Source organism: Paenibacillus sp. FSL M7-1455, from assembly GCF_038004655.1.
GTDB classification, from domain to species: Bacteria; Bacillota; Bacilli; order Paenibacillales; family Paenibacillaceae; genus Paenibacillus_AQ; species Paenibacillus_AQ cookii.
Genome location: NZ_JBBORO010000001.1, coordinates 2,211,239 through 2,225,141 on the forward strand (window position 1 = coordinate 2,211,239; position 13,903 = coordinate 2,225,141).

Genomic DNA, 13,903 nt, shown 5'->3' on the forward strand with positions numbered 1-13,903 from the left:
CATCCGATGGTATAACAAACAGTAAGTGAAAATTTACATAAAAGAAAAACGCATACAAACCGAGAACCCGACCTTCGACATCCGAGATTCAAGGCCGGGTTTCGTCGTTTATTCCGTTTTTTATGAGAGGAAAGGGGAGATCTTCGGTGATCTTATTGCTTGTCATCGTGTTGATTGTCGCTTTCGCCGGAGTGATCGGAAACCAGTATTCCGGACTTCGACGAATGGAACAGATGCAACAATCGTTGGATCAGATCAACCAAACGCTAAAAGAATTGAAAAAGGGTTAGGAGGCCGCGCAATCTATGGGAAGCAAAATCGAAGCGGCGTTTATCGACCGCGACGGAACGATCGGCGGGACGGGCCATTTCGTTCACCCGGACGATTTTACGCTATATCCGAATGCCCAAACGGCGATTGATCTATTGAAATCAAACCGCATCAAGGTGTTTGCTTTTACGAATCAGCACCGGATTTCCCGGGGAGAGGCGACAATCTGGCAATTTGAAAACCAGTTTAAAGCTTACGGGTTTGACGGGGCTTATATATGCCCGCACGGGATGCCGGAAGAATGCGAATGCAGGAAACCGAAACCGGGGATGCTGCATCGCGCCTCGGCAGAGCATGGCCTGGATTTAACGAGATGCGTCGTCATCGGGGACGTGGGGGACACGGATTTGCTGGCCGCGCATCAAGTGGGAGCTCGAAAGATTTTGGTGAAAACAGGCTGGGGCGAAGGCTCATTGGGCGCTTTTCGCCACCGCTGGAAGGAAACGGAGCCGGATTTTGTGGCCGCGGATATTTTGGAGGCCGTTCAATGGATCGTAGGGCGTGAACGGGCGCGATGAACGACGCGAATCTTTTGCAATATTATTTGAACATGAGGGAGCCGGAAGCCTACCAATGGAATTTGTCCGCCCAAAGCCTGTATCTTGAGCTGGAGACGCGCGACTTTTTTGCAAGGCATTTTGAAGCGTTTGAGGGAATCAAAGCCTGCAACATCGGCGTTGGCGTGGGAGAATGGGATGACTATTTGGGTTACCGGTTACATGGGTTCGGCAAGCTGACAAGCGTTGACATCGATCCGGACATTTGCGGGCTGTTTGGTTACAGGCAGGCGCGGGAGGGGCATCCGAATCCTTCGACGGTCGTTTGCGGCGATTTTGTAACCTGCGATTTGCCGGCAGGGGAATTTGACCTGGTGACGATGATTGGCTCCGCCTTGAACGAAATCGGAGTTATCGGCGGAACATTCGAGAAAATCGGCGAAATATTGAAACCCGGCGGCGCTTTAATGTATATGGATTTTGATCAGGATGACCGCAAAGACAACCTGCTGGACTTGCTTCCCCAATGGCACATGGAGACGGAGAAGGTGGAAACGTACGATCGTTTTTCGAACATCCGATTTTTTATCATGAAAATACGGAAAGCCAAATAGAGAATCTTGCATGCAGTAAAGGCAGAATGGAGCAGACAGATGGAACAAGTGATTATAAGCGAATATAACCCGCAATGGGCTTTGGAATTTGAGCAGGAAAAAATGAAAATCGCCGAGGCGCTGGACGGTATCGTGCTCGGGATCGAACATATCGGCAGCACGGCCGTCCCCGGCCTCGGGGCGAAGCCGATCATCGACATCATGGCCGGCGTTTCTGCTTTGGACGAAATCACTCCTGTGCACCATGACAGAATGGAGAGGATCGGATACCATTTTGTCGATCATCCGCATTTTCCGGAAAGAAGGTTTTTCCGCCGGGGCGAGTGGCGGGCGGGGACCCATCATTTGCATATCTATCGGCACGGGGGCGAACATTGGAACACCCAGCTCTTGTTTCGCGATTATTTGATCCGCCATCCGGAGGCTCTAAAGGAATATTTTCGATTGAAACAGGAACTCGCGGAGCAGCACCCGCACGACCGGGCGAAATATACCGAAGCGAAGGGTACGCTGATCCGTAAAATCATCGCGTGTGCACGCGCGGAAAAATCATAACCAGCGAGGTGTTCGGTATGGGCAAATCCGTCCTCAAAACATTGGAACATATGCAAATTCCGGTCAAACATGTATCCGAAGCCGACCAATGGTACGTCTCCCATCTCGGCTTTCAAGTGCTGAGCGTTTCCGAGGAACATCGCCATGCGTTTCTAACGCTCCAAGAAGGGCCGATGCTCATGTTATGGGAGACAATGGACGACAGTGATGCGAATTTTTCGGTGAACGGCCAAACGATGCCGGTTTTGCTGTATAACACGGACCAGATTCACCTTTTGCACGACCATCTGCACGAACTCGGCGTCGAAATTGCGTTTTATTAAAATGAAGGCTTCGGATGGGTGCTTAAATTTATCGATCCAAGCGGAAACATGTGGGGCGTCATTCAGCCGAACGACTAACCGGAATGGGGGGATACGTTTATGGGATCGAGAGTGATGCACTACTGCATCTCCACGCTGCTGGCCCGGGAACTGGGCATCGATGACGATCAATTTTTGCTGGGCGGCATCGCGCCCGACGTCCATAAATACATGAATGCGCCGAAAAAGGAATCCCATTTCATCATTCTCCAGACGGATTCGGAATTTGCCTGCGATTACCGCGGTTTTTGCCAAAAATACGAGCACCACATGAAAGATCCCTTTTTTCTCGGTTATTACTATCATTTGATCTCGGACGACATTTGGGTGAAAGAGATTTATTACAAAAAAATCAAATGGCTGCCCCAGCCGGAAAAGAAAAAAGCCCAGGAGCAATATTACAGGGATTTTCGGCGGCTGAACGGAAGGCTTATCGATCATTATGCATTGGTTTGGAAGCCGCTTGAAACGGAAGCCGTCCGCATCGACGAGATCGACTATACGTATCTTCCGGAGCTGATCGGGGACTTGCGGTCCGATTTTGCGCTGAAGGATGAAACCAAAGACGAGGCGTTGGAAATGCTGCGATTTGACGAGGTCATTGACGTACTGGAGCGGTCGGTGAAAGCACGCCTTGGCGAGACCGACTGAGAGCATGAATGGCGTAAGCCAGCTTTTATCAAGGAAATCGCTGAGGAGATTGGGTAGTAATCGGGAAGTGGAAAATCGAATAACACCGGTTTTAGCCGTATGGATGGTCATCCGTACGGCTTTTTTTCGGATTTGTTGGTCGAAAATAGGGCTGAACGATGCTTTTTCAAACCATTGCCCGATTCTTCGCCATAACCTGAAAAACCACCGCTGGAGAGTCAGGCGCCAGCTGTCCGAGCGGCTGAGCAAAGATTGTGCATTCGAGCCGGACCCGGATTGCCGCAGCGCCCCCCGATTAATTCACAGCCTCTGAAACGTTGCCGTAATGCCGTCCCAAATGGTAAGCTCGCGTCAGCAGGTTATCGAAAACTTCCGGCCTGGAATCGAGCGTATCGTATAGGATCTCAACCCGGCTGTTCGAGATTCCGCAGTAATCGGCGATGCCGACGTTTAGAAGCTGGGAGAGCAACGTATCGTACTGCCTCTTCTCGAAGTGCTCTTTCGGGGCTCCCGCCAGACCAAGCCACAGGACTTGTTGATGATGCAGGTGACTTGCGCCGTAAGCATACCCGTTGTTCCATACCCGGTCGATATATCCTTTCAGCATGGCCGGCAGGCCGTACCACCATATTGGGAAAATAAAGGCGAGCGCATCGTGCCGTTTCATTCGTGCCATCTCCGCTTCCACCTCAGGCGAATAGACCTTGTGATCCGAAAACCAATCCGGCTCGTCGGCTTCCCACAACACGGGATTAAAGCCGCTGCGATGCAGATCCAGCACCTCGGTTTCGTGCCCGGCGTCGGCAAGTCCCTGGGTAAATCTCTCTGTCACGGAAAAGGTTAAGGAGTTCACCCGCGGATGCGATACAACCGTCAAAATTTTCATCGATGTCACCTTCCCTCTCTCAAATTTCATAAGAGTACGGTAAAATTATCAGGTATGCTGTGATAAATGGGAAGTACTTACTTTTTGGTGATATAGACACTTTAAAGTGATATACTCACCGGAAAGTAATCGTTCATCTGAATCGACAGGAGGGGGGGCATCCCATGGAAATGCAGACCGCACGGACGTTTAATATTCCCGCAGAGGCGACGCTTCAGGTGATCGGGGAAAAATGGAAGCTGTTGATTTTATGCCATTTGAACTGCGGGGACGGACCGAAAAGAACGAGCGAATTAAAAAAGGCGATTCCCGAAATTACGCAAAAAATGCTGATCCAGCAGCTCAAGGAGCTGGAGGAAGACGGCATCGTCACGAGAACGTCTTACAATCAGGTTCCGCCGAAAGTCGTCTACGAGCTGAGCGAGCTGGGAAAGTCGCTGAAATCGATATTGGATCAATTGGATGAGTGGGGCGAGAAGTATATGAATCTGCGTGATTGGAGGTGTGCCTGTTCGGAATGAGGGGAAGATCATGCCAGCAGATTCAGCGTTCCGGGCGCATCTAAAAAACGAGCGTTGGCCTATGAAGGCTCGCGCTCGTTTTTTAGGGAAACATCATCAGGATATTCGGTATCAAGCACTAATTGATTTTTACCAGCTGCCATTGCTGGTTCGGATTGCCCCGGTAGAGATTTTGCTGAAGCTTCGCTCCATCCGAGGAGGAGGCTCCGGCAACCTCGACGGCCTTGTTGCTGTTCACATTCAGGATGCTCCAGTAACCGTTGCTCAGTTTGATCAATCTGAATTGCTGTGCGGCATTCCCCAAGTCCTGCATGAGTTGGACCGCTTCGCCGTTGTTCTTCGTGCCGTTCCGGATATCCATGACTTTTTGGTCGGCCGAGCTGACGCTTCGCAGCTTGTACACATTGTTGTAAGTCCCCATATCACTGGCAACCCATTGCTGGGCTGTCGCTTGGTTGTCTGTCCACTGCTGAAGCTGCAGCCCGTTGGTATTCTGTCCGCCAGGCACGTCAATCGCTTTGCCCGAAGCGCGGTTCAGGATCTTATAGGTCGAGCCGGACAAAACCCCGTTCCAGATCCCGTTCCAAGGATTCAGCTGCGCGCGTTCATAATACCATTCGAAGAGAAAACGGGCCATGCCGTCCCGTGCGGCATTGCCGTCATATTTGAGGCCTGCGGTCGGGTCAGCAAAAGAACTTCTTGGGCCGGGCTCCAGCAAAAACCCGTTCATATGGGCGGTCATGCTGACATTGCCGGCCGCTGTGAATATGGCCTTCGTGTTTTTGCCGAAACCTTCATTGGACCCGTTGAACAGCTCCCAGTAGGAGGAATCGCCGGGCTGCGTCTTGAACCAGGTGGTCTCCGTAATGTTGATGGGATAATGATCGGCGCAGGGCTTAATATTCGTATCCCACTGCTGCTGCAAAGTCGCATAATCGTCATGGGCACCGTACCCTGGGTACCAGTGGACGGAATACCCGATATTGTTCAAGGGATCGGTCAGCGGACTGGACGCGCACAGCTGGTAGTATTGATCCCAGCCAAGCCCCGCCGCCCATATCACGTTGTCGGCACCTTTACTGCGTATGGTGGATATGATGGAGTTTTGGAATTTTTTAAGGGAGTTCCAGTAATCGGCGAAATTGGGTTGAGAGGGATTTCCGCCCCATTGCCCGTTGACATCGGACAGGACCGGTTCATTGATCAGTTCGAACATCACGTTGTCCGCGCTTTTGATCGCCGGTTGGGAGGCAAGGTAACCCCAGATTTCGTTGAACTTGTTCAGATTGGATGGGGTGGTCGCCTGGTTGTTGGAAAGAGTGAAATCGAGCCCCAGCGTAACATACAGGCCCTTGGTCTTGGCATAGGCAATATACGGAATGATGACGTTTTGCGTAACACTTTGCAAACCGGCAAAATTATAGGTGCCGGCGGCTACATCGCCCATGTCTTCCCGGTCAATAAACAGCCGGACCTGATTCATGTACCAGCCGTGGCTGCTGCCGTATTTGGCAGACGTATCGGTAAAGGCATCGGTGATATCCTTCAAGTACTCCAAAATGGCCGCATGCCGGTTCCCTCCGTTCCGATCCAGGTAGTACTTGCTGGACTGGTAGGTCCAATAGGAGCCCGAGGGCTGATGCCAGCCGCTTAGCAGGACGGGCTGTCCGCTGCTGTTCACCAGTTGGTTGCCGCTAACGTGGAGCTTGGACATGGGCATGCCGGTCCATGCATCTGCGCGCTGGCTGTCCATTAGCGTCGGCACTACCATGACCAGAGCCAGCAAAAGCTTGATGGTCCATCTCATTTTCTTCACAAGATTCATCTCCTTTTTTTGGATTACGCAAAATCAATGACGGTACGAAATCACGGAGCACGAGGTTGTGAATGCGTTTTCAAAAAAGTGTATGCCAGAGGAAGAAAGAAGACAACCTGTCAAAATATAGGGTATTTTAGTGATTTATAGGGTAGCGTATAGCTGAAGCCGGCAATAATGGGTGTACAGCAACCAAAAAACAGCATGAACAAGCGCATTGCCCGAAGGCCTGGCAGCCTCTCATCCATGCTCATGAAAAAGCAATTGCCTTTACAAATGCATCTCCCGGGCTTTTTCAGCAAAAAATCCGGTTACGTCCTGATAATCGGCGATATCGATCCGGTGCTGCCGCATGATTTTCTGAATAAAAATGGCGTCCGCAAAGAGCATGTTGACGATCTTTTCGCACGCAAACGGGGTGTCCTTGAGATGATCGACCAAATCATGAATGTCGTCAAACTGAAAATAGAGGATATAACAGACGTAATTTTGAAGCAGCATGCGGAAGCAGTATACTCGATACGGGTTGGTTCCGGCATCCAACAGAGCGTCTCTCAGCAAATTGAAGAATTTTGTTTGATGTTCCGAGTGAATCCGTAGCAGCTCATCCACGTCATTGATCAACCGGAGCACGGTTTCGAATCCTTCTTCCGAAGGCATAAGCCGCTTGGATGATTTACCTTCAATCGATCTTAGCAGCTCCAGCGTAAGGTGCTTACCGGCCTGAATTTCGTGGGGAGCGATTAGCAATCGATCCTTATACTCATCGTGCTTGTCGCAGTAGTAATCGTGGTATAAGGAAAAATAGCGCTCTACGCTGATCCCCGTTTTCGTATGAACCAAATCCCGGCCGCGGAATGAAAAGCCGTACAGAGTCTCCTCGTTAACCGGGTGGGTATAAAGGTAAAAAAAGAAGAAAAAGTCCCTTAGCTGCTCTTTTTGCGCATCGTTCAACCGGGCGGCATCCGCCACCTGTCCCAATTGAAAAAAACAGTAAGGTTTCATAAAATCATTCATTGCACCGTAAGGATTAGGCCCGGCAATGGACGTCGTCGAGTTGATCGTATACAGGAGAAAATAAAGGATCTGTTCATCGTAGACATCGAGGTCCGGAAAGCAACCCGAGAGCAGCGGCTTCCAGTCGGGGTTGGCCGTGTAACGGGGATCTTTCGGCTGCAATGCGTCTGCCCATTCCACAAACGGCTCGTCATCATGACCTGCAAAAAACAACTCCGCGCCGCCATCCTCATAGAGGCCGTATTCGAAGCCCTCCGTCTGACCAGGCTGTAATCCCCTGTTGAATTTGATGTTCAAATATTCGTTGTATAGCGATTGAAGTGACATATGGTTGTTCCTCGTTCCATGGGCATTCTGCTAATTATGTAATTTTACGACAATATAATACATAAATCTTGGAACTTAATTCTTAAATATCCGTATTTATTTTGTAATATATAGACAATAGTACTAGATAAGGATGGGATTATTTTGGTTCGGAAACAAATGACTGTACCATTTCTGAGAAGATATTGGGTATCTTCTATCGGAGTATTTTTGTTATCACAAATATTCTTTATCACATCTGAAGCAACAGGTTGGATCCTTAAATACAGGGATACGGATGGAACGATACTTGGAAGGATTCTTGACACTCCTATTTTCACGGAATGGTTTCATTTCTACGATACGCCCCAATATAATTTACTCACTGTCTTTTTTGGCATCTTTTTTCTTGTTCCTGGAATAATAAGCGTGATAAAAAAGGTTTTTTCTCGCTAAGGATAAGCGAAGATGAGTTGAGTCCTGTCGACGTCACTGCACTGTGATCTGAAAATAAAAACGGACGCTAGTTCTTAACCGGCGCCCGTTTTTTTATTCTAATCCAACTCCACCGTCCGATTCATATTGGTGCCTTCGCCGCTTTTCCCCATCAGTCTGCGGAACAGGAACCTGGCCATTTTAAATTTGTTGCCGGCATCCCAGTACTCGACCGCCTCGGCTTGCACCTTGATGAGAACAAGATTAGGATCGTCAACGTTCGTTTCCAGCAGCTGCTCGTAAACGGGGTTCCACAATTCTTTCAGTTTTTCGGTGCTGTTCACCAGCTCGGCCTCACCGCGGATGGAGACGAAGGACTTGCCGGCGTAGGCAACGTTGACCTGCCGGTTTTGCAGCAGCTCATGGAATTTGTCGGTATCTTTCTTGGTCAGGAACCACAGGTCGCCGTCGAATTCGATGTCCTGGGTCTTCATGGGACGCGAAACCAGCCCTTCTTCCGAGACGGTCGTCAGCATGGCCGTGTCGATGCCCTGAATCAATTCGCGTATTTTCTCGATCGCTTCTTGGTTGTCCGGAGTTGAATTTGTCATTTTGATCACCTTTTCCTAGTGTGTTTATTTATTAGTATTACACTTATTTACACGCTGCCAAACCAAGGGATATTTGATTGAATTCAACTCCTGATTGGAATCCCCTTTTGCACAAGCCTGTATGCAACCCAAACCACCAGCGATGCACGTGGCAATCGGGTCTTGACCTAGAGCGCGCTCAAGGTCCTATACTGGGAACCATCTTACCCGTAAAGAAAGGATGATACCATCGATGAAATCAACAGCAAAACTTGAATTACTTTCGAACATCGGAAATGGCTGAACCCGTTTTTCCAACAAATTCGTCATTAACGGGAGTACCGCCGCCACTCCATTGAAGCGTATATTCTCCGCTGCGCATCCCTTGTTCGAAACTCTCTTCAAAATTTTTCCGCGTTTTTCGTTATACTGCTTTGGATTCGCCGGCTTTGCTGCGCTGCGGCCTGCCTTTGGACAAAAGCGTTTTTAGCGAATCCAGATTGACGGCGACAATGCCGGCGACAATCGTGATTCCGCCGATGACCGACAAAACGGATATGGGCTCGCCGTATAACGCGGCACCAAGGCAAAGGGCGATGAGCGGCGACACGTAGAGCCAGGTGGACGGGAATACGGGGTTCGTTTTGGCGATGAGCCAGTAGAAAATCGTATGGGCCGTCATGGAGCCGGCGAAAATCAAATAAAGCAGCGATAACGCGGCTTTTGGCGCAAGCCATGGACCGATCTCGATCGGTTCGACGAACAAGGCCAACAGCAAAAGCATGCCTCCGCCATACATCATCTGGGCCGCGTTCAAAGCGATGGGGGACGTATCCTCAAACCGTTTTACGACACGGCGCGAATAGACGGTACCGGCCGAGTAAAACACTTGGCCCACCAAAACCGAGATACATCCGATCACCCACAGTCTGCTGAAGTTGACCGTCAGGCCGGGCAGCAGCAGCAACACGACGCCCACCGACCCGATGAGGCAGCCGGCCAAGGCGTGAACGGAAAGCCGCTGCCGGGCCAGGGCCGATTGGAGCAGCAGGACCATAAGCGGGGCCGTTGCCGACAGGATGGCGGCAATCCCGGAGCTTAAATGTTGTTCCGCCCAATACAGGGTGGCGAACGTGCCGAAGGTCAGCGCCATTCCCGTCAAAAACATCTCCTTGCGAAGCAGCAGGGAGAACGTGGCCTTGCGTTTGATGACCATGAATGCGAAAAGAATGCTTCCTGCCAAAAGAAAACGGAGACCCGCAGAGAAAAAAGGCGGCGCTCCTGCATCGATCCCGACTTTGATTGCCAGAAAGGTCGTCCCGAATACGAGACACATCAGTAAATAATTGACGAATATCATGTCCATTCCTCCTTGTATGGCTTTATCATAAAAGGAGTGGAACAGAACAGATGGAATTGAGTAGAACAGATGTCGGACATTTAGGTTATAATCGAAGGAAAGGGGGGAGTCATCTGAAAAGAGAGGTCCTTTCCGATGTTCATTCGGATAAACTTTTTGAACAAGTGTACGACTATCTTTTGGATCGGATCCGGCGCGGGGAATGGAAGGCGCATGATAAACTCCCTTCGGTTCGCGCGCTTGCGGCCGAATTCGGCGTGCACCGGCTGACCGTATTCAAAGCTTACCAATGGCTGAAGCAAAACCATAAAGTATACGTAAAGGATAAATCCGGTTATTATGTTCAACCGGGCAGCCTGCTGCCCCCTGCTGCGCAGCAGGACCCGATCGTTTCGGCTTACGTTCATGAAAGCCATCTCTCCGAAATCCACCAGGCGGAGGCCGCGTATCAATTTTCCAAAGCGCTGATCGACCCGAACCTGCTGCCGAACCGGTATTTTTCCGAATACGTAAAAAAAGTGTTCGATCTGTATCCCAAAGTGCTGGGCACGTATGCGACCACGCAGGGGGACGCGGAGCTGAGGGAAGCGTTGTGCCGCTATTTCGCCGGCCGGTACCGGTTCGACCTCACCCCGGACGAGCTCCTGATCACCTGCGGTTCGCAGGAGGCTATCGACCTGATCGCCCGGGTATTGGTTAAGCCGCGGGATACCGTGCTGCTTGAAAGGCCGACTTACAGTCCGGCGATCGACGTGTTCAGAAGGCAAGGGGCGCGGATTGTCCCCGTTGAGATTTACCCGGACGGCTATCGGCTGGATCAGGTCGAAGAATTCATGCGTCTATACAAACCGCGCCTTTTTTATATCAATCCGACCTTTCAAAACCCGACGGGATACACCGTGCCTGCGGAGCAGCGGAAGCGGCTGGTGGATCTCGCGGCCGAACATCAATGCCTGCTGATCGAAGACGATCCTTGCCCGGACATCTATTTCGGCAAGGAACCCCCGCCGCCGTTTTTTGCTTACGATACTTCGGGATATACGATCTATATCCGCAGCTTCAGCAAATACGTCGCCCCGGGCCTGAGCATCGCGACGGTGGCCTGCCGGCCGGGGCTGATGAACTATTTGATCAAGGCCAAATCGCTGTCGGACAGCGGCACGCCGCTCCTGAACCAAAAGATCTTTTTGCATTATTTCTTTTCGGAGCGGATGCAGCGGCATTTGGAGAAGCTTCGGACGGCGCTGGCGGTCCGCAAGGACATCATGGAGGAAGAGCTGGCCGGAACGGGCTGGGAGTGGAGAAGCCCCGAAGGGGGCTTTAATCTATGGGTCCAACTGCCGGAATCGACCCCGATGGAGGAGCTGCTTGTGACGAGCAGGGAACGTTCCATCACGTTCGTCCCAGGCTCGATTTGCGACCCGCTCCGGGAACTGAAGCCTTGGATCCGCATGAGTTATTCGTTTTTGAACGAACGGCAGCTGCGGGAAGGCGTCCGGCGGTTTGTGGGGCTGTACAGGGAGCTGTCCGGAGAAAAATAGCGGAGGTTCCGTATGACTTCTCGGGAAAGCCAAAAGCCTCGTTCAAGCTCGTGAACTTGAATGAGGCTCTTTTTTTGTCTGCGATGTCTCATTTCGGTGCTTCCCGCTTGTCTTCCCCGGATGCTTCGTCCGGCGCAAAAAACTGGAAGCTTGCTTATTTGCTTCTTTTGGCAATAGCGGCTTCGGCCGCTTCCATCACGATTTCTCCCAAGGTGGGATGGGCATGGATCGTAAGCGCGATATCCTCGAGGGTGGCGCTCATTTCGATGGCCAGCGCCAGTTCGGCAATCAGATTGGAGGCTTCCGCGCCGACGATTTGCGCGCCGATGATCCGCTCCGTTTCTTTTTCCGCCACGATTTTAACGAACCCCTCGGCGGCCCGCAGCGCCAAAGCCCTGCCGTTGATGGCATAGGAGGCTCTTCCCGTTACGACTTCCGTGCCGCGTGCCCGGGCATCCGTTTCGCTCCAACCGACGCTTGCGACTTCGGGATCGGAAAAGACCACCAGCGGCAGCGCCCGGTAGTCCACCTTCGCATGATGATGCGTCAGCGCTTCCACGGCTACTTTTGCCTCGTAATAAGCTTTATGCGCCAAGGCGGGCCCGGCGACGATATCCCCGATGGCAAAAATGTGGGGGGCGTTGGTCCGGCCTTGTTCGTCCACCGGGATCAGCCCGCGTTCCGCGAGTTTGACGCCCGCCCGATCAAGCCCCAAATTCCCGTCCGTGTTCGGACGGCGGCCGACCGTGACGAGCACGTATTGGGCCGTCGCTTGGCGCGGGTTTCCGTTTTCCTTGAAATGAACGGTTACCCGGTCAGGCTGCTGCTCGACCCGTTCGGCGATGGCCCCGGTAAAGATGTCGACCTGATTTTCCTGCAGCTTTTTGGCCACCGGACGGGTCAACTCGGCTTCGAATCCGGGAAGGATCTGATCGCCGCCTTCCAGAATGGTGACTTTGGATCCAAACTTGGCGAAGGTTTGCCCCAGCTCGATGCCGATATATCCGCCGCCGATGACGATCAGGCTTTCAGGCACCTGCTGCAACCCCAGCGCCTCCGTCGAGGACAGGATCCTTCCCCCGAAAGGGAATGCCGGCAGCTCGATCGGACGGGAACCGGTGGCGAGAATGCAATGTTCGAACCGGATGCGGGTCGACGTCCCGCCCTGATCGATGATCGCTTCATGATCGCTGATCAAACGGGCTTCGCCGCGAAACGTCTCCGTGTATTTGTTTTTCAGCAAAAAACCGACGCCGCCCGATTGCTTCTGGACGACCGCGTCCTTAAAGGCTTGCACTTCCGCAAAATCCAGGTTCGACCGGCCGCCGATTTCAAAGCGATGGGCTTCGGAGATCAGAACCTTGGACGGGATGCACCCGACGTTGGTGCACACGCCCCCGATCCGTTCCCGTTCCCCGACAGCGACGCGAAGACCGGCTTCCGCCGCCCGTTTGGCGGCGGTGTATCCGCCCGGACCCGAACCGATCACCAAGACGTCGAACTCTTTTGTTTCGTTTGCAATGTTCACAACGTTCACCTGCTTTGGCCGTATTTTTTGTTTCCAAATGACGATACGCCAGCCGCGGTCTCGGACGGCATCCGTGAACCGGCGTCAAGCGTAATGGGGATGGGGAAAGCGGACGCGCGTAACGCGCCTTTCGCCCGATGTTTCTGCGGTCGTGCGCGCCTCGCTCCAACCATGGCGTCGGATTGACGGAAGACGGGACTTTTTTTAAAATGAATGAGACAGGTCTGTACCGTATTCACGATTATCATACAGACAGATCTGTATCATGTCAACGGGTTGGATGCCGGAAGGAAGGGGGCAGCAATGAATATGCAGAAAAAAGAAACGGCTAAAGAGCGGATTTTGCGAACGGCCATCAAACTGTTTTACAGGGAAGGCGTAAGGGCCGTCGGCATCGATCGGATCATCGAGGAATCCGGCGTGGCAAAAGCGAGCTTTTACCGGAATTTCGCGACCAAAGACGATCTGGTCGTGGCTTATTTGGAAAGATGCAACGACGAGCTGATGAAACCGTTCGAAGAGGCGAAACGGCGGCATCCCGACGCGCCGCTGCATCAGCTTTACGACGTGGTGGACAGCTTGGGCGCAAGAAGCGAGCAGCCGGGTTACCGCGGATGTCCGTTCCTGAATACGGCCGTGGAGTTTCCCGACGAAAACCACCCGACCCAACAGCCGATAGCGACATACCATCTGGAGATGCGCCGCCGGCTGCGAGAATTGGCCGAACGGGCCGGAGCCCAAGATCCTGAATCGCTTTCCGCCCAGCTGCTGATGTTATATAACGGAGCAATGATGTCGGCATATTTGGAGCGGGCTGCGTATGTTCCGGATCATTTCCTCGGCGCCGCCAAACGTCTGATCGATCAGCAAATGTAAGGCATCCGGCACAAGCCT

General features: G+C 52.1%; 16 protein-coding genes. 10 read left to right on the top strand and 6 right to left on the bottom strand.

Features of this window, described 5'->3' with window-relative positions:
- Window positions 1–146: 146 nt before the first annotated feature.
- From NYE48_RS10240 to NYE48_RS10265, 6 genes are all read left to right on the top strand, one after another.
- The gene (locus NYE48_RS10240) at window positions 147–290 is read left to right on the top strand and encodes a hypothetical protein (protein ID WP_197069913.1); all 144 of its coding nucleotides are present in this window, start codon (window positions 147–149) and stop codon (window positions 288–290) included.
- A 15-nt stretch (window positions 291–305) separates the two neighbouring features.
- On the top strand, window positions 306–848 hold the full coding sequence (locus NYE48_RS10245) for an HAD-IIIA family hydrolase (RefSeq protein WP_340998387.1): 543 nt from the start codon (window positions 306–308) through the stop codon (window positions 846–848).
- Window positions 845–1,441 carry a class I SAM-dependent methyltransferase gene (locus tag NYE48_RS10250; protein ID WP_212952573.1) on the top strand — a complete coding sequence of 199 codons (597 nt, stop codon included), beginning with the start codon at window positions 845–847 and terminating at the stop codon, window positions 1,439–1,441. The genes NYE48_RS10245 and NYE48_RS10250 overlap by 4 nt, the downstream gene beginning before the upstream one ends.
- A gap of 39 nt (window positions 1,442–1,480) precedes the next feature.
- The gene (locus NYE48_RS10255) at window positions 1,481–1,996 is read left to right on the top strand and encodes a GrpB family protein (RefSeq protein WP_036707175.1); all 516 of its coding nucleotides are present in this window, start codon (window positions 1,481–1,483) and stop codon (window positions 1,994–1,996) included.
- Between the two features lie 17 nt (window positions 1,997–2,013).
- Entirely contained in the window at window positions 2,014–2,319 is a 306-nt protein-coding gene (locus tag NYE48_RS10260) for a VOC family protein (RefSeq protein ID WP_246537252.1), read from the top strand.
- A gap of 99 nt (window positions 2,320–2,418) precedes the next feature.
- Window positions 2,419–3,009 carry a hypothetical protein gene (locus tag NYE48_RS10265; RefSeq protein WP_340998391.1) on the top strand — a complete coding sequence of 197 codons (591 nt, stop codon included), beginning with the start codon at window positions 2,419–2,421 and terminating at the stop codon, window positions 3,007–3,009.
- Between the two features lie 295 nt (window positions 3,010–3,304).
- Here NYE48_RS10265 and NYE48_RS10270 read toward each other — a convergent pair whose 3' ends face one another.
- Window positions 3,305–3,895: an NAD(P)H oxidoreductase gene (locus tag NYE48_RS10270; RefSeq protein ID WP_212952579.1), complete on the bottom strand. Its 591-nt coding sequence runs from the start codon at window positions 3,893–3,895 to the stop codon at window positions 3,305–3,307.
- Between the two features lie 164 nt (window positions 3,896–4,059).
- Here NYE48_RS10270 and NYE48_RS10275 point away from each other — a divergent pair, with 164 nt between their 5' ends.
- Complete coding sequence (locus NYE48_RS10275) at window positions 4,060–4,416, top strand: winged helix-turn-helix transcriptional regulator (RefSeq protein WP_445323960.1); 357 nt, start codon at window positions 4,060–4,062, stop codon at window positions 4,414–4,416.
- A 118-nt stretch (window positions 4,417–4,534) separates the two neighbouring features.
- Here the strand turns inward: NYE48_RS10275 and NYE48_RS10280 are convergent, their stop codons facing one another.
- Window positions 4,535–6,241 (bottom strand): RICIN domain-containing protein, encoded by a 1,707-nt coding sequence (locus NYE48_RS10280; RefSeq protein ID WP_340998394.1) that lies wholly within the window; start codon window positions 6,239–6,241, stop codon window positions 4,535–4,537.
- A gap of 261 nt (window positions 6,242–6,502) precedes the next feature.
- Entirely contained in the window at window positions 6,503–7,576 is a 1,074-nt protein-coding gene (locus NYE48_RS10285; protein ID WP_340998397.1) for a hypothetical protein, read from the bottom strand.
- Window positions 7,577–7,735: 159 nt separating this feature from the next.
- On the opposite strand from NYE48_RS10285, the gene NYE48_RS10290 reads away from it, so the two are divergent.
- The gene (locus tag NYE48_RS10290) at window positions 7,736–8,011 is read left to right on the top strand and encodes a YfzA family protein (RefSeq protein WP_246537260.1); all 276 of its coding nucleotides are present in this window, start codon (window positions 7,736–7,738) and stop codon (window positions 8,009–8,011) included.
- Window positions 8,012–8,109: 98 nt separating this feature from the next.
- Here NYE48_RS10290 and NYE48_RS10295 read toward each other — a convergent pair whose 3' ends face one another.
- The gene (locus NYE48_RS10295; RefSeq protein ID WP_036713600.1) at window positions 8,110–8,601 is read right to left on the bottom strand and encodes a pyridoxamine 5'-phosphate oxidase family protein; all 492 of its coding nucleotides are present in this window, start codon (window positions 8,599–8,601) and stop codon (window positions 8,110–8,112) included.
- Window positions 8,602–9,004: 403 nt separating this feature from the next.
- Window positions 9,005–9,940, bottom strand: coding sequence for a DMT family transporter (locus NYE48_RS10300; RefSeq protein ID WP_340998398.1), 936 nt, complete (start codon window positions 9,938–9,940; stop codon window positions 9,005–9,007).
- Between the two features lie 113 nt (window positions 9,941–10,053).
- Here NYE48_RS10300 and NYE48_RS10305 point away from each other — a divergent pair, with 113 nt between their 5' ends.
- Window positions 10,054–11,481: an aminotransferase-like domain-containing protein gene (locus tag NYE48_RS10305; RefSeq protein ID WP_341000626.1), complete on the top strand. Its 1,428-nt coding sequence runs from the start codon at window positions 10,054–10,056 to the stop codon at window positions 11,479–11,481.
- Window positions 11,482–11,635: 154 nt separating this feature from the next.
- On the opposite strand, the gene lpdA is transcribed toward NYE48_RS10305, so the two are convergent.
- Window positions 11,636–13,009 (bottom strand): dihydrolipoyl dehydrogenase, encoded by a 1,374-nt coding sequence (lpdA, locus tag NYE48_RS10310; RefSeq protein WP_340998399.1) that lies wholly within the window; start codon window positions 13,007–13,009, stop codon window positions 11,636–11,638.
- A 303-nt stretch (window positions 13,010–13,312) separates the two neighbouring features.
- Between lpdA and NYE48_RS10315 the strand changes: the two genes are divergently transcribed.
- Window positions 13,313–13,885 (top strand): TetR/AcrR family transcriptional regulator, encoded by a 573-nt coding sequence (locus NYE48_RS10315; RefSeq protein ID WP_246537256.1) that lies wholly within the window; start codon window positions 13,313–13,315, stop codon window positions 13,883–13,885.
- The last annotated feature ends 18 nt before the right edge of the window (window positions 13,886–13,903 follow it).

Bases quoted from the DNA above. Each gene is read 5' to 3' on its own strand.
- NYE48_RS10285 (WP_340998397.1), bottom strand. From the start codon at position 7,576: ATGTCACTTCAATCGCTATACAACGAATATTTGAACATCAAATTCAAC.
- NYE48_RS10265 (WP_340998391.1), top strand. From the start codon at position 2,419: ATGGGATCGAGAGTGATGCACTACTGCATCTCCACGCTGCTGGCCCGG.
- NYE48_RS10315 (WP_246537256.1), top strand. From the start codon at position 13,313: ATGAATATGCAGAAAAAAGAAACGGCTAAAGAGCGGATTTTGCGAACG.
- NYE48_RS10250 (WP_212952573.1), top strand. From the start codon at position 845: ATGAACGACGCGAATCTTTTGCAATATTATTTGAACATGAGGGAGCCG.
- NYE48_RS10295 (WP_036713600.1), bottom strand. From the start codon at position 8,601: ATGACAAATTCAACTCCGGACAACCAAGAAGCGATCGAGAAAATACGC.
- NYE48_RS10280 (WP_340998394.1), bottom strand. From the start codon at position 6,241: ATGAATCTTGTGAAGAAAATGAGATGGACCATCAAGCTTTTGCTGGCT.
- NYE48_RS10245 (WP_340998387.1), top strand. From the start codon at position 306: ATGGGAAGCAAAATCGAAGCGGCGTTTATCGACCGCGACGGAACGATC.
- NYE48_RS10290 (WP_246537260.1), top strand. From the start codon at position 7,736: ATGACTGTACCATTTCTGAGAAGATATTGGGTATCTTCTATCGGAGTA.
- NYE48_RS10255 (WP_036707175.1), top strand. From the start codon at position 1,481: ATGGAACAAGTGATTATAAGCGAATATAACCCGCAATGGGCTTTGGAA.
- NYE48_RS10260 (WP_246537252.1), top strand. From the start codon at position 2,014: ATGGGCAAATCCGTCCTCAAAACATTGGAACATATGCAAATTCCGGTC.
- NYE48_RS10300 (WP_340998398.1), bottom strand. From the start codon at position 9,940: ATGATATTCGTCAATTATTTACTGATGTGTCTCGTATTCGGGACGACC.
- NYE48_RS10275 (WP_445323960.1), top strand. From the start codon at position 4,060: ATGGAAATGCAGACCGCACGGACGTTTAATATTCCCGCAGAGGCGACG.
- NYE48_RS10270 (WP_212952579.1), bottom strand. From the start codon at position 3,895: ATGAAAATTTTGACGGTTGTATCGCATCCGCGGGTGAACTCCTTAACC.